19 protein-coding genes are annotated in these 21,288 nt (G+C 48.5%); 8 read left to right on the top strand and 11 right to left on the bottom strand.

Annotated features, from left to right (window positions below; translation table 11 throughout):
• Positions 1-38: 38 nt before the first annotated feature.
• Positions 39-758: a helix-turn-helix domain-containing protein gene (locus CLV60_RS00755; protein ID WP_170118676.1), complete on the bottom strand. Its 720-nt coding sequence runs from the start codon at positions 756-758 to the stop codon at positions 39-41.
• Positions 759-1,015: 257 nt separating this feature from the next.
• The gene (locus tag CLV60_RS00750; protein ID WP_106593478.1) at positions 1,016-1,837 is read right to left on the bottom strand and encodes a helix-turn-helix transcriptional regulator; all 822 of its coding nucleotides are present in this window, start codon (positions 1,835-1,837) and stop codon (positions 1,016-1,018) included.
• Positions 1,838-1,970: 133 nt separating this feature from the next.
• On the opposite strand from CLV60_RS00750, the gene CLV60_RS00745 reads away from it, so the two are divergent.
• A complete protein-coding gene (locus CLV60_RS00745) occupies positions 1,971-2,255 on the top strand; it encodes a hypothetical protein (protein ID WP_106593477.1) in 285 nt (94 codons plus the stop codon).
• Positions 2,256-2,375: 120 nt separating this feature from the next.
• Positions 2,376-2,957 carry a DsbA family protein gene (locus tag CLV60_RS00740; protein ID WP_106593476.1) on the top strand — a complete coding sequence of 194 codons (582 nt, stop codon included), beginning with the start codon at positions 2,376-2,378 and terminating at the stop codon, positions 2,955-2,957.
• Between the two features lie 60 nt (positions 2,958-3,017).
• On the opposite strand, the gene CLV60_RS00735 is transcribed toward CLV60_RS00740, so the two are convergent.
• Complete coding sequence (locus CLV60_RS00735) at positions 3,018-4,379, bottom strand: hypothetical protein (RefSeq protein ID WP_106593475.1); 1,362 nt, start codon at positions 4,377-4,379, stop codon at positions 3,018-3,020.
• Positions 4,380-4,895: 516 nt separating this feature from the next.
• On the opposite strand from CLV60_RS00735, the gene CLV60_RS00730 reads away from it, so the two are divergent.
• From CLV60_RS00730 to CLV60_RS00705, 6 genes are all read left to right on the top strand, one after another.
• Positions 4,896-5,720, top strand: coding sequence for a class I SAM-dependent methyltransferase (locus tag CLV60_RS00730; RefSeq protein ID WP_106593474.1), 825 nt, complete (start codon positions 4,896-4,898; stop codon positions 5,718-5,720).
• Positions 5,686-6,789: a glycosyltransferase family 4 protein gene (locus CLV60_RS00725; protein WP_106593473.1), complete on the top strand. Its 1,104-nt coding sequence runs from the start codon at positions 5,686-5,688 to the stop codon at positions 6,787-6,789. The genes CLV60_RS00730 and CLV60_RS00725 overlap by 35 nt, the downstream gene beginning before the upstream one ends.
• Positions 6,786-7,805 (top strand): GDP-mannose 4,6-dehydratase, encoded by a 1,020-nt coding sequence (locus tag CLV60_RS00720; protein ID WP_106593472.1) that lies wholly within the window; start codon positions 6,786-6,788, stop codon positions 7,803-7,805. Before CLV60_RS00725 ends, CLV60_RS00720 begins: the two co-directional genes overlap by 4 nt.
• Before the next feature lie 129 nt (positions 7,806-7,934).
• On the top strand, positions 7,935-9,257 hold the full coding sequence (locus CLV60_RS00715; RefSeq protein ID WP_106593471.1) for a flippase: 1,323 nt from the start codon (positions 7,935-7,937) through the stop codon (positions 9,255-9,257).
• Positions 9,258-9,288: 31 nt separating this feature from the next.
• Complete coding sequence (locus CLV60_RS00710; protein ID WP_170118675.1) at positions 9,289-10,008, top strand: O-methyltransferase; 720 nt, start codon at positions 9,289-9,291, stop codon at positions 10,006-10,008.
• Between the two features lie 80 nt (positions 10,009-10,088).
• Positions 10,089-11,039, top strand: coding sequence for a glycosyltransferase family 2 protein (locus tag CLV60_RS00705; protein WP_106593469.1), 951 nt, complete (start codon positions 10,089-10,091; stop codon positions 11,037-11,039).
• Positions 11,040-11,051: 12 nt separating this feature from the next.
• Here CLV60_RS00705 and CLV60_RS00700 read toward each other — a convergent pair whose 3' ends face one another.
• The 8 genes from CLV60_RS00700 to CLV60_RS00665 all read right to left on the bottom strand — a co-directional run bounded on the left by CLV60_RS00700 (position 11,052) and on the right by CLV60_RS00665 (position 21,234).
• On the bottom strand, positions 11,052-11,807 hold the full coding sequence (locus CLV60_RS00700) for an SDR family oxidoreductase (RefSeq protein ID WP_106593468.1): 756 nt from the start codon (positions 11,805-11,807) through the stop codon (positions 11,052-11,054).
• 88 nt (positions 11,808-11,895) lie between these two features.
• Entirely contained in the window at positions 11,896-12,474 is a 579-nt protein-coding gene (locus CLV60_RS00695; RefSeq protein WP_106593467.1) for a TetR/AcrR family transcriptional regulator, read from the bottom strand.
• A gap of 104 nt (positions 12,475-12,578) precedes the next feature.
• On the bottom strand, positions 12,579-13,274 hold the full coding sequence (locus tag CLV60_RS00690) for a 3-keto-disaccharide hydrolase (protein WP_106593466.1): 696 nt from the start codon (positions 13,272-13,274) through the stop codon (positions 12,579-12,581).
• Between the two features lie 67 nt (positions 13,275-13,341).
• Complete coding sequence (locus tag CLV60_RS00685; protein ID WP_170118674.1) at positions 13,342-14,229, bottom strand: DUF1735 domain-containing protein; 888 nt, start codon at positions 14,227-14,229, stop codon at positions 13,342-13,344.
• Between the two features lie 22 nt (positions 14,230-14,251).
• The gene (locus tag CLV60_RS00680) at positions 14,252-16,090 is read right to left on the bottom strand and encodes a RagB/SusD family nutrient uptake outer membrane protein (RefSeq protein WP_106593464.1); all 1,839 of its coding nucleotides are present in this window, start codon (positions 16,088-16,090) and stop codon (positions 14,252-14,254) included.
• A gap of 11 nt (positions 16,091-16,101) precedes the next feature.
• Positions 16,102-19,527, bottom strand: coding sequence for a SusC/RagA family TonB-linked outer membrane protein (locus CLV60_RS00675; protein WP_211302168.1), 3,426 nt, complete (start codon positions 19,525-19,527; stop codon positions 16,102-16,104).
• Between the two features lie 27 nt (positions 19,528-19,554).
• On the bottom strand, positions 19,555-20,550 hold the full coding sequence (locus tag CLV60_RS00670) for a FecR family protein (protein ID WP_106593463.1): 996 nt from the start codon (positions 20,548-20,550) through the stop codon (positions 19,555-19,557).
• 93 nt (positions 20,551-20,643) lie between these two features.
• Positions 20,644-21,234, bottom strand: coding sequence for an RNA polymerase sigma-70 factor (locus CLV60_RS00665; protein WP_229210758.1), 591 nt, complete (start codon positions 21,232-21,234; stop codon positions 20,644-20,646).
• Between the last annotated feature and the right edge of the window lie 54 nt (positions 21,235-21,288).

Here is a 21,288-nt window from a genome sequence, read left to right as displayed (position 1 = left end):
TTATACCTTTTAAAAAAGAGCAGCATTGTAAAATGAGGCTATTCTTTTTGTACACAGATCTTTAAAACAATGTGTGAGGTTTGCAGGAATACCCTCGGAAATACGCCAAATGTTTTCTTGAACGTATTACTGAAGTGCGCCTGGTCGGTGAAACCGAAATTTTCTACCGCTTCTCCCAGCGTCATCTCACCCGACGCCACTGCATAGATTGATTTTTTAAGACGCTGCCATATAATGTATTGTGTAAATGGAAGGCCGATCTGCTCTGTGAACAAGTGCCGGAAACGGTGAGACGACAAATGCGCCAGGTTCGCCACTTCCGACAAATCTATATTCTGGGAGAGATTTTGATCGATATAGGATATTACCCGCCCCATCCGATCATCCATATGCTTCCGCGGCAATGCAGGTTCTTTTTTTGCTAATCGCGAAAAAAATGCCTGAATCCGCTCGACGATAACGGTTTCATTCATCATATCGAGCTCGCGAGGCAGAATCGAATCCACCTCCTCAACAGCGATTAATTCCTCGATGAGACAAACATCGCGCCCCGCAAGCAATACCCTGAGATCACGACCCCACCGGCTTGCGGGTTCGATAAGGCTGATAAACATCGCTGCCTCGCCGGAACTCCATCCGTGCAGGACATTTCGACTGATAATAAAACCTTTAACGGCTCTATGCTGAAACCCGTTGATCTCCGGATCAAAGGTATCACCCAAAGTAATGACAATCTTGAATCCGAATCTGTTTTGCAATCGAACAGAATGGTTCTTTGTTTTAATTACATAAGATATACTACAATCCTGCAATTCTCTGGATTGAGAATTCGCAGAAACAGATAATTTCATAAACGCGCTACCCCCGTTCTTTCAAAAAGTTTAAAAATGTTGAGTGTGGTTCCGACCGGAAACCAACCAGGCGAGTAAAGGGAGCGCTAAAATGAAACAAACGTAACTACGCCACAACCTTTTGAAAGAAGAAAACCTCTGAAACACTAAATATTAGCCCCTATTTACAAGTCGCCGCCATCGGCAACAACTTCTTCAACGTAGGCATCATCCTGTACAATAACCCTGCATTCACCTAAAAAAGTCGAGGGGTTCAATCCAAAAATGTTTTTAAAAGTCTTATGAAAATGTGACAGGTCGGTAAATTGGTAATCGCGGCAGACTTTCGAGAGCGATTCCCCTGATTCGATGACTGTTTTCAGCGTGCACCGCAGCCGCTGCCACAAGATGTATCGGGATAGGGGGATTCCCATTTCGGCGGCAAACAAATGCCGCGTCCTGTGAAATGAAAGATTGGAGATATCCACGATTTCCTCGTTAGTGATGTCGGCAGTCAGGTGCCCGGACACATAATCCAGGATCCGCATCACACGGGGGTCGATCAGGTTTGAGGCCTGAATTTCCAGTCCCGTTATTAAAAACATCAGTTCGAATATGTGGGGAATGAGGTCGGTATCCTTTAAATCCTCATGGTTTGGCGGAAGAATAGGTCCAAGGCTGTCTACATCCAATATTTCCTCAAACCGGATAAAGTCTTTACCGCCGAGAATCTCTCCGATCTTGTTACCCCAGGGACTTTGGGGCTCGATCAGGATGCTTAGCACCGGCCCGTCAGGAGATATGCATTTGTGCATAGCATTGCCAGTAACTACAAACCCTTTCATCGCGGTGTAGGTGGAATCTTCCACACTGCATTCAATCCGATGGTCAAGGCTTACAGCCACCTTATAGCAATAATGCTTGTGCACCATCACACTTTTCACGCTGGATATATAAGGCAGGCATACTTTCCAGAGCCTTTCCGATAATTCATCTGTTGCATACATATAGCTTATGGTTGGGCCCGAACTGCATTTTGCAGCAATTATTGTGCCCGGGAAGTTAGCCTCTGTTTACAAGTGAAATTAGATCCGGACACCTGAGTTTTGCCAAATCCCCGTTATTTATCATTCAAGCGATATGTCGGCTAAAAGAGAGGACTTTTTCATCCAGGCCGTCATTGCGCAAATCGACGAGGCCAGAAGCGCAAATAAGCAATACCTTATTTACACCATACCCGCGAACAATCCCGGCGGTAATATCGTAGAAGCCGTTATTGTCGAATTGAAAGCACTCGGCTTTTATGCTACCCATTTTTCCATTCCGGACCCCGAACCGGAAACTCCCTCTGCCTGGGATATCTACATCTGCTGGTCGGAAACCGCTAAGGAAGATGCCATAAAACGCGGCTATCTGTTCAACTGACTCCGGCACCTGTTGTAAACCGGGGCTAATCTTTACGGCTTCGAGGTATTTCGACGCGATACGGCATGCCTTTTGGGGATTCTATGCACCACGGAAGTGCTGAAACTTATCGAAAGAAAAATGGAACCAATCCACCTGAACCGCACCATTGTTAACGTCGTATACTACACACAACCGTTATGCCCTGTCAGTTGGCGGATGCAACAGCATTGGCATGAATTCACAACAAAATTCAGTGAACTGATTAACGTCAGGTTCTGCATGGCCACGCGTGATGCGGCGGGCCGAAATCCGGTGCCGGGCAACGAACCATCCAACATCAGGGCGTGCCAGGCGGTGAAAGCCGTGTCGTTACAGTCTGAACGGGCTGCGAATCTCTACCTCAATGCACTTCGCAAAGCAGCTCTCGTCGACGGAAAAGACATTTCGCTCACGAATGTTCTCGTAGACCTGGCGCGGGAAATCAGCCGGGAAAATCATGGCCTTCTCGATTTACAACGATTCGGAACCGATTTCGACAGTGCGGCTAGTCGGCGCGCTTTGCAAAAAGACGCACTGAAAATCCGCACGAACAAAATCGACAACTGCCCTACCATTACGTTTACCGTGAATGGGTCCGGCTTCAAAGTGACGGGATTTCACTCGTTTCAGCAGTTGGCGGCTATGCTCAAAAAAGCGTTGACGCCGATATTGCCGGCATAAGGCAGTTAGTAATCGTATCACTCCTGAGGACCTCCGAGTGCACGTTCATCTCTCAGGGAACTAAGGTGCAGCATCTTCTCCCGCCTGCGCTTTGATTAGGTTACCTCCCTCCTGCCCGGCTCCCGATGGAGACGCAATCAGAACTTTCAATACGAGATAGACCAGCTTTGCGGCGACGTAGCAACTGGTTAAAAAAAACAGGGCCCAAAAGCTCGTATTGCCAAACAACAGCAGGTCGTCTATCAAACGGGTTGAACAGCTGATCAATATTACGATGAAGAGAAACCCGAAATAACTGATTGCGGTAGGATTAAACTTGACATAGATTTTTCGCAGGTACCCTACCAGCAAACCAATAATCAGAGCATACAATATCCCTCCCCACAAACCAAAAAAATGGTAGGCCAAGTAGTTATATCGACCATTCGCCCCCGATGTTCGGCGATCGGTATAAAATGCGAAAACGTCAACCCCGACCGGTTCGGGGGGAATAATCTCAAAGCCAAGATTTTTCAGGATTGTACCCCAGCCCGGGTAAAACGCATATTTCAGGAAAGAGGTCTCCTGAATGGTAGCCATTACGTCGTCATAATAACCGAGCAGAAAAATATCGCCGCTCGCCATAAACCTCAGCATTACCTGCTGCACGGCACTTGCGGCTGACGCCCCGACCGAAATCATCACAATTGCAACGGGAAATGCAGCCAGCAACATCAGAAGCGGGAACGAAATTTTCACCTGCTTCATTTTTCCATGCAAAATCAACGGGTAGCTCGTCAGGAAAAAATTGACGAAAAAGACGACGACTGCACTTTTCGATCCGCTCGTCGCAAGGTCAATCAGCAACACCAGACAGATAAACAGCTCAAAAATGTTCAGCCTCTTTTTGAGCAACAGTAGTTTATAGTACAGCGTGAATGTCGCCAATGTCCTAAAAGACACCAAAAATGCCCTGATGATACCATGCCCGCCATATGCCGATACGTGGTTATTGTCCTCGTCCAGCAACACAATTCCGACCGTTTTCAGGTTGACGATCTCCACAATGGTGTAGCCAACGAAAACAATCAGGCAAAATACATCGAATTCCGTCATGCCGCGTTCAGGCTCGGGAAGGCGTTCCTCATGGCTGCCCAGCCGCAGCGCGGGAATCAGCGAGGCCAGGTGCAAGCCACACAGCAACGCTATTTCAGTACCGACGAATGACCAGCCATAAACAGGTTTGAGGGCCTGATCCGCATAGAGAAAGTATACGCAGAAAGCACCGCCACTTAAATTAATGGTAGTCAGGAACATCGGGTCAAATATTCCCCAGTATATTTTCCTGTATAGCAGCAGGTACGTGCACACGATCACACCGTAGATCAGGCCGTATTTAAGCCAGTCATCGAGAATAGGACCTACAAAAAATTCACTTGCCACTTTTCGGTCTTTTAGTTGAAAGCGCTCTCCATGCAGAAGAAAGCAACAGCCATCTGCCGCGGTAAAGATATGAACAGAATTTGTAACGTGCACATCCTGATAAAATTCCGCATTGCAGCAGGATTTATATAGAAAGAATTCTACACATCAGACAAAAACCAGGGTTCGGACACCTCCTCCCTGCTGGCCATAACCAGAGTTATAACGCCTTCAAATAAATTCTACACGCTAATATCGAGATTAACCTATTCCCGTTTCAGGTAGCAATCTCCATGCATAATTCAAATTTTCATCAGAAAAATACCACCAAAACACATAAGTATTTAACCGCCAACCCTTTTTTTACAAAACCGGCTTATGCTGCAACCGATAAAACGCGCGCTCACAATACCCATTCAAAAAAGCGGAAACTTGCATGATTAAAATCAATATGCTTATATTTGAACGGCGCTGCTAAGTGCAATTCAATCGAAAAGGGGGCCGAATAGGTGTGCCATTTACCCATTGACACTATATATGCATTGTAAGATTTGTGAGGGCGAGTCTAAACTATTATTCGATAGTAAGACAACCATATTACAACGGTATCAAATACACTATTACCAATGTACTGCTTGCCAGTTTATTCAAACTGAATCGCCTTACTGGCTTAACGAAGCCTACGCCTCTGCTATCACCTCTCTGGACATCGGCCTTGTCGGTCGGAATATTGGTATTTCCAGACAGGTATCTTCCTTGATTCTATCCTTTTTTAATAAGACAGGGACGTTTTTAGATTACGGTGGGGGGTACGGAATGCTTGTGCGCATTATGCGCGACCTGGGGTTTGATTATTACAGATATGATACCTATTGCGAAAACATTTTTGCAAAGCATTTTGATTTCGAAGATAGTCCGGTAAGCAAATATGAGCTTTTGACGGCATTTGAACTATTCGAGCATTTGGACGATCCTGCTGCCGAACTGGAAAAGATGCTTCAACTTTCGGACTCCGTTTTTTTCTCGACAGAACTTATTCCCAACCGACCTTTAAGCTCCGCCCGCGACTGGTGGTATTTCACCCCAGAAACTGGTCAGCATATCGCATTGTATTCAGAAAATGCATTGCGAAAGCTTGCGCAGAAATTCAACTGCAACTATTACACAGATTCGCACACACTTCACTTGATCACACGGCGGAAGCTGAATCCGCTATTGTTTCGCCTCTCGCTGAAGTCTAAGGTTGCTTTGATGATCGCGAAAGCGCAAAGTCGGAAATCGCTATTACAAAAAGATTTCGATTATATTAAAAACTCTATCGCCAGTAATGAGAATACTCTTCGATCACCAGATTTACAGTAACCAGAACTATGGGGGAATATCCCGATATTTCTACGAGCTGTCAAAGGGATTGACCTCACTCGGAAATGAATGTCAGAACAGCATTTATTTTTCGGAGAATGAATTCATGAAAGATAGGGAATTTTTCAACTCTCGGAGTTTCATCCCATTTCAGTTCAAAGGACGCCAGAAAGTAAAGGAGCACCTTAACCAGCTCGTTTCGAACAGACTTCTGAAGAAAGGGAACTACGATGTTTTTCATCCGACGTATTACGACCCCTACTTCCTGAACACCAAACCGGCCAGCAAGCCTTTTGTTGTCACATTTTATGATCTGATTCACGAGAAATTTTCGGACCGGTATCCAACGCTTCTGGCCAACATGGACGAAGTCATTGCCAGCAGAAAAGTGATGCTGAAAAATGCTTCGAAGGTTATTGCGATATCACACAATACGAAAAAAGATATCATTGACTATTACGGCATTCCGGAAGAACGGGTGTCCGTAACGCATTTGGCGAGCTCGTTTTTGCCCAATACGCTCGCGCCCGACAGTCACTGGGGCGATTATATCCTTTTTGTAGGAAACCGCCTGGGGTATAAAAATTTTGCACTATTCCTGGAAGCTGTACAACCGCTGCTTCTGCGGGAAAAGTCGCTGAAGTTGATCTGCGCAGGCGGGGGTAAATTTAATGATGAAGAACAGAAGCTGATCGGGAAATTAGGTGTTGAAAAGCAGCTGTTGCAGATACCTGTCGATGACAAGCGGCTGGCCACACTTTATACGAATGCACTCTTTTTCGTCTTTCCAAGTCTGTACGAGGGTTTCGGCCTGCCGGCCCTGGAGGCATTCAATTGCCATTGCCCGACCATACTGAGCAATGTGAGTTCATTACCAGAAATTGGCCAGGACGCGGCCTTGTATGTAGATCCGGAGAATCACGCGGACATACTTCAAAAATGCGAGCAGTTCTATTACGACCCGAAACTGCGTGATGAGTATCGTGAGAAGGGTCATCAGCAAGCCGCCAAATTTTCGTGGGAGAGGGTATCGTCGGAAACCCTGGACATTTATAAATCAGCACTATGAAGGTAGCCATCATTACCGGAATATCAGGACAAGACGGGGCTTACCTCGCGCAACTTTTGTTGTCAAAAGGCTACAAAGTAGTAGGTGTAGTCAGAGACCTGAACCGCAAACTAACCGGGTTGGAGTACCTTGGAATTCATAACCAGGTTACCCTGGAGTTATGTGATTTATGGGAACAGGCTTCTATTTTACGATTACTTGCCAAATATCGCCCCGACGAGATTTACAACCTCGCTGCCCAGAGCTCAGTAGGGCTATCCTTCGAATATCCTATCGAAACGATCAAATTCAATGTCGTTTCGGTCCTGAACTTTCTGGAAGCGATCCGGCTCTACGATAAAAAGACCAAATTCTACCAGGCTTCGAGTTCGGAGATGTATGGAATGGTATCCGAGCTGCCTGTACGGATCAGCTCGCCTATGTATCCGTTGAGCCCGTACGCGATCAGTAAAGCATCGGCATTCTGGATGATTGTCAATTACAGGGAAGCTTACAAGCTGCGTTGCTGCACCGGGGTGCTCTTTAACCACGAGTCCTATTTGAGATCGTCGAACTTCTTTGTGAAGAAGGTAATTGTGGAGGCTCTTAAAATGACTTCGGATCCTGAGATGGTCTTAAGGGTCGGCAACCTGAAAGTCCGGAGAGACTTCGGATATTCTCCCAAATATGTGGAAGCGATGTGGCTCACCCAACAAAATGAAGTGGCGAAAGATTACATCATTTGTTCAGGGGCCAGTATCCTTTTGGAAGATATTGTACACCATGTTTTTTCCAGACTGGGTCTGGACACCAGCAGGATCGTCATCGACAAGGACCTTAGCCGGTTGACAGACATTGAAGATATCTACGGAGACAACAGTGAGGCAAAAGCCGAACTGGGATGGGATTACAATCTGAATTTTTACCAAGTTCTCGACATGCTGATCGAAGAGGAAATTGCGAATACGCAAGCCGGACAGCATTTGACCACCCTCCGGCCAAACGGCCAATCCGGACACATTCATATACCTCGTTAGGCCAGAACCCCTGCCGGGGGCGGTTTCCGCCAATGGAGCAATGGGCCGGAGCACCCGCTGCGCTGCACTATGGCCGAAAATCGCGAAAAATTAGGTAGGTTGCCTGATGAATTAATTTGTTGCTTGTTGATGACTCAAAATAGTATTATCGAAAATGTGAAGGCCAAGATTCGGGGGCCCGTTATCCTGAACATTTTCTGGCTATCGTTCGATAAGGTATTAAAACTGGTCATTGGGTTGGTGGTAGGTATTTGGGTAGCAAGGTATCTCGGACCCACGCAATGGGGCAAGCTCAACTACGTTTCCGCTTTCATAACCATCCTGATGACAGTGGCCAAGCTGGGTATGGACGGTTTTTTAACGAAGGAGATTTTACAGCATCCCGACTTGAAAAACGAGACACTGGGCACGTCATTTTTCATCCGGGTCATGCTCCTCCCCTTTCTGCTGCTATTTGTAGCGGGTTACTTCTATGTGGAGCATTTGGAGCCGGAATACTACTGGCTGTTCGCCTTCCTGTCGTTAAATGTGGTGATCGTTCCGCTCGACCTGATCGATCTGGAGTTCCAGTCCCGGCTCCAGTCGAAGTACACCATCATATCGAAAAACATCGCGTACGTACTGGGCGCCATTGTGCGCATGTATCTCATTATAAGTCAGAAGCCAATACTTTGGTTTGCTGCCGCAATGGGATTGGAAGCCGCATTGTCGTATATCTTTCTGCTCGTTGTTTACCAGCGAAATAACAACATCTTTAACTGGAGATTCAGTAAATCGATGGCCGTGAACCTGCTGAAAGAGGGTTGGCCATTTATCCTGGCCAGTCTGGCCGTTATCCTCTACGTGCGGCTCGATCAGATCATGATTGCCAACATGGTGGGAGAAGAAGAACTCGGACTTTTTAGTTCGGCCATCAAAATATCGGACGTTTTTGTGTTCTTGCCCATGGCCATTTCCGGCAGCTTCCTGCCCTCTTTGGTGAACGCCAAAAAGATCAGCAAAGAAGCTTTCATTCAAAAAATTCAGTTTCTGGTGAACTGGATGATGCGGATATCGTTGGCACTGGCAATTGTCACCACCCTGTTCTCCAATCAGATTATCCAGGTCCTGTTTGGGTCGGAGTTTGCTGCTGCCGGCAGTATTCTTTCGGTGCATATCTGGGCGCTCGTACCTATGTTCCTGGGTGTTGCCACCACCCAGTACCTGGTTGTAGAAAATCTGCAAAGATTCAGCCTGTATCGCACGCTGCTCGGTTTGGTTGCCAACATACTCCTGAATATTTTCCTGATTCCCAAATACGGAGCCCTGGGAGCGGCTATTGCCACCACCATTTCTCAATCTGTTGCAGCGATCTTCAGCGGGCTACTTTTCCGGTCGACAAGGATACTGTTCAAGATGCAGGCCAGAAGTTTATTAATGCTCTTTAATTTTGAAGGGATCAGACAAAACTGATGTTTAACTAAGACACACGAATATGCTAAAAATGCTAAGGGACATCATCGCCCACCAGGTAAGAGGCTATGATGCCATCAAGGAAGTTAACAGAAAAGCGGACGAAGTGTACTGGAGCGCCGTCTTTAACTCGGCGATTACGGATTCTCCATGGTTTCTAAAGAAAACACTCAACCCCGGACGTTGGGCTGCCTCGTACCCGTTCTTGTACATTCTTTATCGGATCTACAACGAAATCAAACCAAAAAGCATTCTCGAATTTGGACTGGGCGAAACCTCGAAACTCTCCTATCAGTACCTGGAAGCATTTCCGGATGCAAAACTTACAATTGTAGAGCAGGATCAGAATTGGCTGGACTTTTTTTCCGCCAACATCCATAATGTAGTCCCGAACACGCTCGTACTCGAATTGGAACACAAGGTAGTTAACGGACATACTACCAAAGTGTATAAAGACCTTATCCCAAACGTTGCCGGAAATAAGTTCGACCTCATCCTGGTTGACGGCCCCTGGGGAAGCGACCGGTATTCGAGGTACCAGATTGTCGATATCGTCGAGAACGATCTGCTGGCAGACCGTTTTGCGATCATCATCGATGATTGTCATCGGAAAGGTGAAAGGGATACGGCAGACAAAGTGAAAGAACTACTGCGGAGCAAAGACATCAAGTTTGCAGAAGGCATGTATTCGGGCGTCAAAGACACTTTGCTGATTTGCTCCGAAAATTATAAGTTTCTGACAAGTCTGTAAGCCAATTTATACACACACGAAATCCAACTTTGCAGGAATAAGCACTTGCTTAGCGATTTTATAGCGTATCTTCACCATCGATGCTACACCACCCCGCACCTATTCTGCTATTTGTTTACAACCGTCCGGCCCAAACCAGGCGGACTTTGGAGGCATTGGCCAATGCCACATTGGCCGATGAGTCGGTACTTTACATTTATGCCGACGGCCCCGGAACGGATGCATCCGAAGGCGATCGCCAGCGGGTAGCAGAAGTGCGCGAGGTGATCCGCCAGCGTAAATGGTGCAAAGAGGTAATCATCACCGAATCGGCGACCAACAAAGGACTGGCCAATTCGATTATTGAAGGGGTCACGCAGCAGGTCAACCAACACGGAACTGTGATCGTGCTGGAAGACGACCTGGTCGTTGCAAAGGGGTTCCTGCAATATATGAATGATGCGCTGGTCAAATACGAAAGTCAGAACCGGGTCATGCAGGTGTGCGGCTTCCAATTTCCCATTGGTGTTCGGGCGGAAAAAGCAGCGCTCTTCCTCCCCATTACAGCATCATGGGGATGGGCTACCTGGAAGAGAGCGTGGGCCTCATTCGATCCCGAAGCGAAAGGCTATGAACGACTCAAAACAGATCCGGAACTAGCCAGGAAGTTCGACCTGAACGGGACCATCAAGTATACCGATATGCTTATCGATCAAATGGAACGAAAAAAAATCAGCTCCTGGGCGATCAGGTGGTGGTGGACCGTATTTAAAATCGATGGTATATCCCTATTCCCCGACAACAGCCTGGTGAACAATGTCGGATTTGGTAAGGACGCAACCCATACCAAGGGCCCCAATCCTTTCCGGGGAAACACATTTAACCCGGATTATAGCATTACGCACTTCCCGGACGTCATTGAAGCGAGCGAACCACATTTTCTTCGTTTACAGGATATGTACAGAAAAATCTATCCGGAGAACGAAAGTATTTTTGATAAGATCCTGCGCAAATGCCGGGAAGTGATGTATTCAATTTCCGAACGCGGGTGAGTTTTTGATTAACTACAAAGTAGCCATGCCTCCGTCGATAATCAACTCGGTTCCCAGCAGGAAGCGCGATTCGTCGGAAGCAAAATACACGGCGGCACTCGCGATCTCCTCCGGAGCGCCGAAACGTCCTGCCGGAATTTGCGCGGCAATTCCCTCTCCCATTTGTTTGAACTCGTCTTCGGAGATGCCGAATTTATCCGGGGTGTGGAGCGGCGTAGCTACCGGGCCGGGGCTAATGGCATTTACACGGATTTTTCTGGAAACCAGCTCTGCTGAAAGGTTTTTGGCCAACGATAGCAAGGCCGCCTTCGAGGCAGCGTAAATGCTGGCACCCGGCATGCCTAAATGTGCATTGATCGAAGTATTCAGGATGATCGAGCCCCCGTCGTTAATCAGTGGTAGCAAGGCCTGAATCGTGAAATATGCCCCTTTAAAATTGACATCCAATATCTTGTCAAAAAAGTTCTCGCTCACCTGATCGACCGGCGCAAACTGGGCAATTCCCGCGTTGATGAAGAGAATATCAACCTTTGGTGAAATAGCTTCGACCTGTGCCCTGATCGCCTGGATGTCTTCCCACTTGCCCGCGTCAGATACAATCCCATGAACTTGTTCGCCGAGCGCCTGCTCAACCCGCTGGTTGGCCTGGGCATTCCGGCCGGTAAAAATAACTTGTGCACCTTCCTGAATAAAGGCCTCTACAGTGGCCAAACCTATTCCGCTGTTACCACCTGTAACTACTGCTGTTTTATGCGCTAATCTTGACATGATCTTGCTTGTTTAAATTGTTTTGTAATGATCGATACAAAACTACATATAGTTTTTATAATGATCACTATAAAACTAAAAATATTTTTTAAACAGCTGAGAGAATGACGTCTAACGCCTTGTTTAAGTGCTTCTTATCACTATTGGTTGCTGCTATAACCCGAATCCCCATGAAGTTGATGAACAAAAAGCTGGCCAGCGCATCGACGTCCTTATCGGCCGAAATCTCTCCCGAGGACTGACCTTTCCGAATAAGTTCAGCCAGGATCGAATGCACCTGATTTTCGTTGTTGGAAGCAATCGCAAAAACCTGCTCATCCTGATTGGCCATTTCGGTAACCGTATTCACCATGAAACACCCGCGGCGTTCCGGATCGGCCAGTGTATCGTCTAACAGCGACTCCAGAAGGAACCGGATGATTTCCTTCACCGGCTTATTTTCCGCGACCGATTCCCGCATCCATGCATGCTGGGATTGCATATAGGCTTGCAGCGCCGATACAAACAGCTTATGCTTATCCCCATACGTAGCGTAAAGGCTTGGGGCATTAATGTCCATGTTGGCAGTGAGGTCGGAAATAGAAGTGCCGGCATAGCCCTTTTTCCAAAAGACATTCAGGGCTTTCTGCAATCCGGCCGCGTCGTCGAATTTTTTAGGTCTCGCCATAGCTGTTTTGTATCGTTCACTACATTAACAATACCAGCATAGTTTGGTTCCGCGGCGGCACATGACGGACCCGGCAATGTGCAAGAGGCCCTAGACCATAGACCCTATTTTTCCCTAATTCTGATGTTCCTGAATTTTACCACCGAACCATGACCAAGAAAAGCAATATGTCCGGATTTGTTCAAAACCGCCTTCTGAAAGCTACCCGGTTTTAGCCTGGCCGTCGCTTCATTCAAATGGCCATCCAGTATGGTTTCTCCATTCAAAATAACCTGGATATGATCGGCTATCGCCCGCACTTCCTGTACATTCCATTCTCCGGCCAGTTTCAGGAACCCGCGTTTGGCGGCAATAATCTTGTAAACCGAGCCGTGGTATTGGCCTGGTTCCAGATTGCGATAGCTCGGATGTTCATTATCCAGTATTTGCAGCTCCATTCCGCTATACCCATTGGGCGGCTCAACATAATCTTGCCGGATCCCCAGGCCATTATTGCCCGCAGGTTCCAGCAAGAACTCAAAACGCAGGATGAAATCGGAATAGGTATCTTTTGAATAAAGATTCCCTCCCGCTCCCGATTTTGGATGCATCACGATCGCACCTTCTTCGAGCACGTATTCGTCCAGATTGCCCATCCAGTGCTCCATGGAAGTGCCGTCAAACAGGATTTTGTAGCCCTGCTTTTTCTCTTTTTCCGGCAAGCGGAACGGGCTCACAGATGCCTCCTGCGCCCACACATCCATGCAGGCAAAACTCCATATCAGCAGAGCGCCCGCTATCAATTTACAATCACGCTTCATACAGACAGCCAACTGGTTTGTACATCAAATATCTTTTCAAAGCGCCAAAAACGTCCCAAACCCCATATCAATCCAGTATTTTAACAGGAATCAACATCGTTTTCGCCTGGGGGTCAATCCCATACTTTGAGACTTGCGTAATTTCAAGCGGCAGCATATACTCCCCCGCCGGAACCTTGCCGGTCATCAGGTAGTAGGACATGGCCTGTTCATTGTTCAGATTGGCGATGGTAAAACTGGATTGATCAACCCGGTAGGCTGCCGCAGGCAGCAGCCGGTGCGTGGTTCCGTGCTCCTTGTTGTACGCGGCCAGTGCCCCCTCGCTCACTTCTACCTTGTATTGCAGGTCCGATTGATTATTGTAGTTGGTTTGGAGAAAAGCATAATACCTCGTTTCGGGCGCCGAGTTGGCTTGACTGACCGACGAAGTAGCCGGTGCGATTCCCGGTGTTTTGAATTGGATATAAGGATTCAAAACCTTCGGCACGACCACGGAAAATAGCTGCTGATCAGACGCTAGTTGAAGGGTATTGGACGAAAGCCTGAAAGGTATCGCGTACTTCAAACGGGTACCGGCTTCCAGCTCCTGGATTGCGGCAGCGTCAAATTCGACTTCAAAATCAGCACTATAATCCGAGCTTTTGAGAGAAATCTGTGGAGATTTTACTTTGTAAAGCGCTGCCGGCAGCAATGTGTACTTGCCCTCGTAGCGCGCCAGAATGGACTCATCTACCTGGATAGAAACTTCACCCCCCTCCTGTCCCACACCACTTTTGATCACCTGAAGTCGGTAGATGAACTGTTCACCCTTGAAAACATTCTGCACATTCTCCCCGGATTCATTCAGATAGACCTGATCGCCAATCATATTATTCATACGGCGATCTTCACATCCCGATCCGAGCAGGACCAGGAAAACTACCCAAACCTGCGCCAGCCGGCATTGAAAAGTCATTGCAGCCCGGCATTTGTTATTGCTACCAGCCATAGTTCTGTGTAAAGTTTTTCATTTCGTTTAATTGCTCCTGATTAATCGGGAAGAAATAGTGTTTCTTTTCGAACACCCTGGTTCCCGGAAATAAAGTCGACGATCGTTTCCATGAGTCGTCATAGTTGGTCGCCACCAGGTTTCTCGTGTAGTTAGGACCTACAAATTCCTTCTCGGCGATCATCCACGTGCGGGCATCATGATAGCGGTGCGATTCGAAAGCCATTTCTACCATGCGCTCTTTGCGGATCAGTTCCCGCAGCAGCGCCTGGTTACCGACAACCTCCGGATAGGCGACTTCGAGTTTGTTGAGTCCGCTGCGGCTTCGCACTTTGTTAATGTAAGCCAATGCATCCGCTTCATTACGCTGCGGCTTTTCGTTGCATGCCTCCGCATAGCTCAGGTAAATCTCCGCCAGCCTGAACATCGGCCAGCAAAATTGCCCCCATTGCCCATTCTCGGTGTTGTTGCTGGGGTCGCTCATTCTCCTGAACAGGTAACCTGCCTTCACGCAGTCGCCCGAAGCCTGGTAGCCCGAGGTCCCGCCCGTATAGAAGGTAATCACCTTGTCGCCCGAGCCACGGTTATACCAGTTGAAGCCGTTGGCAAGAATGGAGGCGTAGAAACGCGCATCTCGTCCGACGGTACTGTTATGTGCCCTGATCGGCGCCCAGTTATCCATCGGGTGAATGTAATTCGGCGTAAAACCCTCTTCCCGATAACCCGACTTCGGATCCACAATGGGATAGCCCGTGCCATCATACCCGGTGACCGGGTAACGGCCGCTTTCGGCCATGGGATAGGTATCTACCAGTTTGAGCGAAGGCGAATATCCTCCGTACCCTTCTTTCACAGCCCTCGGCGGATTAGCCCTTACAACCCACCCATTGGCCGCTCCCAGCCAACGCCCCCAGATCACCTCCGAATTCCAGAATTTGAAAAATATGCCCTGATACGATTTGATCGCCTTCCGCATGGGGTCTGTCTCGGTGTTATCGACGTAGAGTGCATACTGATTCATATCGATCAGCTGCCTGGCCGTCTGTGCGGCAACTTCCCATTTGGCAGGATCGGTACCCTGCGGAAAAATATTTTTGCCTTCTTTGTTCACCATGCCCCTCAGATATTCGGCACCGTTGAAAAGCGGCCTCGCCGCGTAGAGCGTGGCGCGGGTTTTCGCGGCCAGAACAGCCCCTTTCGTTGCCCGACCCGCCCAGGCCTCTTCCGCAATGGTGGCAGGTAACGCAGCAATGCATTTGTCAAATTCCGACAATATAAAATCGAAGTTCTCCGCCACGGTATGCCGGTCGATGGTTTCCGGACGAATGGAAATATCCGAATCCTTATCCCCCCAGATGTACACCGGACCATATTTGCGCAACAGGTTGAAATACAGAAAGGCGCGGATAAAGCGCGCTTCCGCTTTCATAACCTCCTTTTCCGCCGGACCGATCTCTACATTCCTGTCGACATTGTTCATAAAAATGGTTGCCTGGTTAATACCGGTATAGCTGCTCTTCCAGGTTGCATAGGAACCGGTCGTCGGGCCCCACGAGCCATTGTTCATATTCAGCCAGGATACTCCGGACAGCCACGAAAACATCCCTTCGTCGGATCTGGGCACAACGGAACTCTCGCCGCCGACCATATCGGAATCGTCGGGAAGGAAACCATAAATCTGTGCGAGATATGCTTCGGTGGTGGCTCTTTTATTGAAGGTTTCTTCCAGCGTCAGTGCATTCTGCAATTCGACAGAGAGGTAATCGCTGCAAGAGGTAACCACAAGCATGCAAAGTAAAATGCCTGAAATGATAGAAAATTTGCTCATGTTAATCGCTGTTAAAAATTCAGACTTGCTCCTATACTCACCGTCTTCATCTGCGGGTAAATGTTTCCGAAGCTGGCATTCAGTTCCGGATCCCACAACTTGAACTTGCTCACTGTAAATAGATTAACCGCTTGCGCGTAAAATCTTAAACTGGCAACCTTCGCTTTACTGACGATGCTTTTAGGAACGGTATAGCCTATTTCCGCATTTTTGAGCCTGATAAAACTCATGTCCTTCTGATAGAAAGTCGAGGCCTGCCGGTTGTTTTCGTTGTAAGCCAGCGACATTCGGGGATATTCGGCATTCGGGTCCTGGTTATGCAGGCTCCATCTCTTCTCCGCCGCATCGGCCAGAATTTGCCCATTTACCAAAATACTTCCCTGCGGTCCCTGCACGGGATCCCCGCCGATAATGCGGGTCACATTTCCTACACCCTGGAAAAAGCCCGACAAATCGAATTGCTTGTATTTCGCACTCAACCCGAATCCGTAAGATAGCTCGGGGACCGTCGTTCGCCCGATCGCGATCCGGTCGTAGCTGTCCACTACGCCATCCCCATTAATATCCTTGAACTTGATATCTCCCGGCACAACCGATCCGAACTTCTGGACGGGGCTTTGTTCAATATCCTCTACGGATTTAAAGAGGCCCATCGACACCAGCCCGAACTGCTGATCATAGGCCTGTCCGGCCACTTCCTGGTAACCGTAAATAGGCGTTGGTGAATCGTTGTAAATGACCTTGTTGCGGTTGTAGGAGAAATTCCCCCGGGCGGAGAGCAGCCAGTCTCCTTTCACGTAGCTGTATTCAATGGACCCGTCGACACCCCTGTTGGCCATTTTTCCCAGGTTCACATATTGGGCCACGTTGATCCCGACTACCGACGGCACGCTCTGCTGCAAAATGTAAATCCCGTCGCGGCGCTCATTGAAATAGTCGATCTGCAATTTCAATTTATCCCATATCCCGATCTCAAACCCTATGTTTGTCTTGATAGCCTCTTCCCAGGCGACATTCGGGTTCCCGGGATTCCCCGTGGCGATTCCCGAAATATACTTCTGACCCGTGGTACCAAAGGTGTACGACCCCGAATACTGCATTTCGGAATTGTATGCGAACCGGCGATCCCCGCCGATCTGGTCGTTACCGATGTATCCGTGCGAGCCGCGGAATTTCATGAGGTTAACCGCCGGAAAGAGATCATGGAAGAACCGCTCCTTACTCACGTTGTATCCCAGGCCTATCGACGGAAAAAAACCGAACCGATGCGACGGCGCAAAGTTCTCGGAACCGTTATAACCGAAGTTTCCGTCAAAGAACAGCTTGTTTTTGAATGCATACGTCAAACGCCCCGCGATCCCGATGTTGCGGTAGGGAAATGCCAGAATGTAGTTTGTGGGAAAATTGTTGGTAAACTCCCTCCGCGTGAACAGGAAGAGGCCTCCTACCCGGTGATCACCAAACGCATTGTCGTATGTGAGCGACGATTCGAGATTGGTCGTCTTTGTACCGCGGTTGGACCTTGCCAGAGATAAGTAGTCGCTGCCGTCGGCATTTTTATGCAATATCAGCTTGCCGGATTCGTCACGCCCGGTAGCATAATAGGTCGCGGGGTTTTTCCGCTTATCTAGTGTCGATTCGTTGGTTGCGTCCCATGAAAACTTCACGTTGAATTTGAGGCCGGGGAGCACATATTCGCTCAAATCCTGCGTGAGGCTCATCAGCGACTGCGAAGTGTTCCAGAAGTCCTGCGAAAAGCCGGTCGAGTTGAGTGCGTAATATGGGTTACTTCCCACCAGCGGCTGCGCATGGCTTCCGTCGGAATAATACGGAGCAATGGCAATCGGCGGGGTGGTCATCACAATGTTATACATCGTGCCCATGTCCACACCCAGGCGGCTCTTATTCTCGTAGGTGTTCGAAAGATTGAGGCTCAGTTCCGTGGATTTAGTAATATCCACATCCAGATTAGACCGGAATGTAAACTTGTTGTACTTCACAGATGGATTGTACGATTCGGTAACCACGGGGTTGAACAGCCCGTTTTCATTATAATAGGAGCCTGATACATAGTACCGGGCAATCCTGCCGCCCCCGGTCACATTCAGGTTCAAGCGGTTGCTCGTTGTGACATCCTTGTAAGTGGTTTTCATCCAATCCACATTGGGATAGAGGTCCGGATCCGCTCCCGACAGGTACTTTTGCTTGATATGGTCCGGAAATGGGACAGACCCGTTGGCATCATAGCTGATATCGTTGTAGTAATCCATCCATTGTTCCGCATTGGCCAGTTTCGGCAGCCGTATCGGCGCTAAAAAGCCCCGTTCGAAGCGGGCATTGATGGTCGGTTTATCCGAGTACTTCCCCTTTTTGGTGGTAATGAGCACGATCCCGTTTGCCCCTCTCACGCCATAAACCGCCGTAGCACTTGCATCTTTCAGGATCGAAAATGATTCGATATCCTCCGGATCCACCAGATCCATCGAGCGCTGGATCCCGTCCACCAGGATAAGAGGCGTATTATTGGCCCCGAAACTACTGATCCCGCGAATCCAGAAGCTGGACCCCGAACCCGGCTCTCCGCTTCCCTGAACCGATACAATACCGGCAATCTGCCCGGCCAACGCATTGCTCAGCTTGCTTACCGGCACCTTTAAATCACTGGCCGACACCGAAGAAATGGCACCTACGATGCTTTCTTTTCGCTGCGTTCCGAAAGCGACAACCACCACTTCTTCCAGATTTTTGTTATCCGACCTGAGAATCACGTCCAACGTCTTCTTCTCGCCCAGCTGCACTTCCTGGCTGACATACCCGACAAAGGAAAACACCAGGGTCACCTGCCCCGACGGCACCGACAAGCTGTAATTCCCCGATGCGTCAGCCGATACGCCCCTTAATGTTCCTTTCACGGTCACATTCACGCCAGGGAGAACCTCTCCTTTTTCATCGGTTACCCGGCCGGTAATTGTTACATCAGCCGCCTTTGCGGGAACCGCCAGCATTTTTCTTTCCAGCATCCCGATGGCTTTCAGCCGATTGTCGGCCGGAAAAGCAGGCACGTGTTCGAGCGGCTTTTGCTCAATACTGATCTTCTCGTTCCTCAGTACATACGTATCCTTCTTGACCTTCATATAATGAATACCGGTCGATCGCAGAAGCGTTTCCAGATTATCTTCAAATGAGGCCGACGGCCGGATACTGTTGGGCGAAACCCGGATGTTTTCCACGATTTTCTCCTCAAAGAGCAGGTCGACGTGAAACTTGTCCTTCAATTTCAGCAGTAAATCTGTCAGGTCTACCAGCTGAGGCCGCGTGTCCGATTGCCGAACGATGGTCTTGGAGTTGGCCAGCAGCTGCCCCAGCGAACGCGCGGGAAATGCACCAACCGCCAGACAGAGGAACAGAAACCTCATACATTGTAATCGTAGCTTCATAAACAACAGATTTAGGATAGAAAACAATTAAGGGTTAGGAATTAAAATGACCTTATTCTCGGTTTTTTTGATTTCGAAATCGTACATGTAGGAAAGAATCGAGAGCAGTTCCTCGGCATTTTTCGCCGGGAATGAACCTGTCGCGGTACGCGCGGCCAGCTCCTTGCCATTTATTTTCACTTCTACGCCAAAGAGCTCGTGGATCTTACGGGCCACTTCATACAATGGCGTATCGTCGAATACCAGCCGGTGTTCCTTCCAGGCCGAGTGTTCGGCAAGCTTTTCCAGGGATAGTTTCTCGATGATGATCCGCCCGCTCTTTTCGACCGTCGCACGGTCGCCCGGCAACATCGTGAGCGGCTCTTCCCCCGCCGGTGAAGAAATCTCAACTTTTCCTTTGTTAAGCACTACGCTGGTCTTTCGGGGCCGGGTATAGACCACAAATTCAGTTCCGAGCACGGTAATCAGGCTTTCATCGGCATTATGGACCTTGAAATGCTGGTGATCAAACGTATGCTGCACCGAAAACTCGGCTTCCCCATCCAGATACACATGCCGGGTTGACTTCCCAAATCCCCAGCGGGGAACCTTCAACGTGGAGTTCGCATTCAGCAGCACGGTACTTCCATCGGCAAGCTGGAACCTGGTTTGCTCTCCGAACGCTGTGTGGTAGGTACGGTAAACCAAAAACTCCCGCCCTAAAAAACCTGCAAAACTCATCAAAAACAGGCAAGCTGCCGCCCATAGCAACATCCCGTTTCTCGAAATTCTCCTGATGGGCGATACCTCCTGTGACAGAGCAGGCTGCTTCTCTTCGCGCAGCTTCGCCTTTACCTTACCCAATGCTTCCGCGGGATCGGGTTGGAACTGAATGTGCATTTTCTCCCACTCCTCCAACCATGTAAAATACAATTCAACGTTTCGCCCGTCTGCCAGCCATTCCAGCACCATTTCTTTTTGAAGCGGTGTAGCATCACCCGAGAAATAGGAAAAAACAATATACTTCGTCAATTCTGGCTTCATTTTTTGTTCTGATAAATGTGTTTCAGGACCACAAGGGTCTTGCCTGGACTCACGTCTGAGTCAAACATTTTGAAAAGGCTCTCGCCGCTTCCGTCAAAGGCTATTGCCGAGTGCTCTTCTCAGCTCTGCAAGGGCCTTGCTAATATGTGCTTCCACTGCCTTCTTCGAAATTTGCAGCTTGTCCGCGATCTGCTGATAAGACATTCCGTTGAAACGGCTCATCAAAAAAACCTTCTGATTCTGGGGAGGTAACCCGTCTACTATTTTCACAATCCGCTGATAGAGTTCGTCAAACTCGACCAGTTTGTCAGGCTCCATGTGCATTGACACGAGCGTAGTATCCGATAACTCCTCCGCGATTTCATTCTTGAATTCCCACCTCAGATAGGTAAGACACTTGTTCCTCACCGACATAAAAAGATACGCGCGGAATGAGGTGGTGATATGGATATGCGCGGCCTTTTTCCAAAAAGCGAGAAATACCTCCGAGACGATATCTTCGGCTACCTCTCTAGAATATACGTACCGCACCGCATGGCTGCACAGCGGTGTGTAGTAATGACAAAACAGGAGGTCATAGCCCTTTTCTACATCTGTTTGAAATACACTTCTGATAAAAAATTCCCTATCCATCGCCGCATCCGAAGCTTCCTGCCGGTCAAGGCCGGATTCTGCCTGAATCATGCTTCTGTTCGAATAATCCTGATTCAAAGTTTTATTCTGCATCTTTTTCAGTTC

This window comes from Dyadobacter jiangsuensis (assembly GCF_003014695.1).
Taxonomy (GTDB): Bacteria; Bacteroidota; Bacteroidia; order Cytophagales; family Spirosomataceae; genus Dyadobacter; species Dyadobacter jiangsuensis.
Note: the sequence above shows the minus strand (reverse complement) of the source record. Positions and strands in the feature narration are given on the sequence as shown.

Bases quoted from the DNA above. Each gene is read 5' to 3' on its own strand.
- CLV60_RS00750 (WP_106593478.1), bottom strand. From the start codon at position 1,837: ATGTATGCAACAGATGAATTATCGGAAAGGCTCTGGAAAGTATGCCTG.
- CLV60_RS00675 (WP_211302168.1), bottom strand. From the start codon at position 19,527: ATGAAGCTACGATTACAATGTATGAGGTTTCTGTTCCTCTGTCTGGCG.
- CLV60_RS00720 (WP_106593472.1), top strand. From the start codon at position 6,786: ATGAAGGTAGCCATCATTACCGGAATATCAGGACAAGACGGGGCTTAC.
- CLV60_RS00670 (WP_106593463.1), bottom strand. From the start codon at position 20,550: ATGAAGCCAGAATTGACGAAGTATATTGTTTTTTCCTATTTCTCGGGT.
- CLV60_RS00715 (WP_106593471.1), top strand. From the start codon at position 7,935: ATGACTCAAAATAGTATTATCGAAAATGTGAAGGCCAAGATTCGGGGG.
- CLV60_RS00680 (WP_106593464.1), bottom strand. From the start codon at position 16,090: ATGAGCAAATTTTCTATCATTTCAGGCATTTTACTTTGCATGCTTGTG.
- CLV60_RS00685 (WP_170118674.1), bottom strand. From the start codon at position 14,229: ATGACTTTTCAATGCCGGCTGGCGCAGGTTTGGGTAGTTTTCCTGGTC.
- CLV60_RS00710 (WP_170118675.1), top strand. From the start codon at position 9,289: ATGCTAAGGGACATCATCGCCCACCAGGTAAGAGGCTATGATGCCATC.
- CLV60_RS00730 (WP_106593474.1), top strand. From the start codon at position 4,896: ATGCATTGTAAGATTTGTGAGGGCGAGTCTAAACTATTATTCGATAGT.
- CLV60_RS00695 (WP_106593467.1), bottom strand. From the start codon at position 12,474: ATGGCGAGACCTAAAAAATTCGACGACGCGGCCGGATTGCAGAAAGCC.
- CLV60_RS00705 (WP_106593469.1), top strand. From the start codon at position 10,089: ATGCTACACCACCCCGCACCTATTCTGCTATTTGTTTACAACCGTCCG.
- CLV60_RS00740 (WP_106593476.1), top strand. From the start codon at position 2,376: ATGGAACCAATCCACCTGAACCGCACCATTGTTAACGTCGTATACTAC.
- CLV60_RS00725 (WP_106593473.1), top strand. From the start codon at position 5,686: ATGAGAATACTCTTCGATCACCAGATTTACAGTAACCAGAACTATGGG.
- CLV60_RS00665 (WP_229210758.1), bottom strand. From the start codon at position 21,234: ATGATTCAGGCAGAATCCGGCCTTGACCGGCAGGAAGCTTCGGATGCG.
- CLV60_RS00745 (WP_106593477.1), top strand. From the start codon at position 1,971: ATGTCGGCTAAAAGAGAGGACTTTTTCATCCAGGCCGTCATTGCGCAA.
- CLV60_RS00700 (WP_106593468.1), bottom strand. From the start codon at position 11,807: ATGTCAAGATTAGCGCATAAAACAGCAGTAGTTACAGGTGGTAACAGC.
- CLV60_RS00690 (WP_106593466.1), bottom strand. From the start codon at position 13,274: ATGAAGCGTGATTGTAAATTGATAGCGGGCGCTCTGCTGATATGGAGT.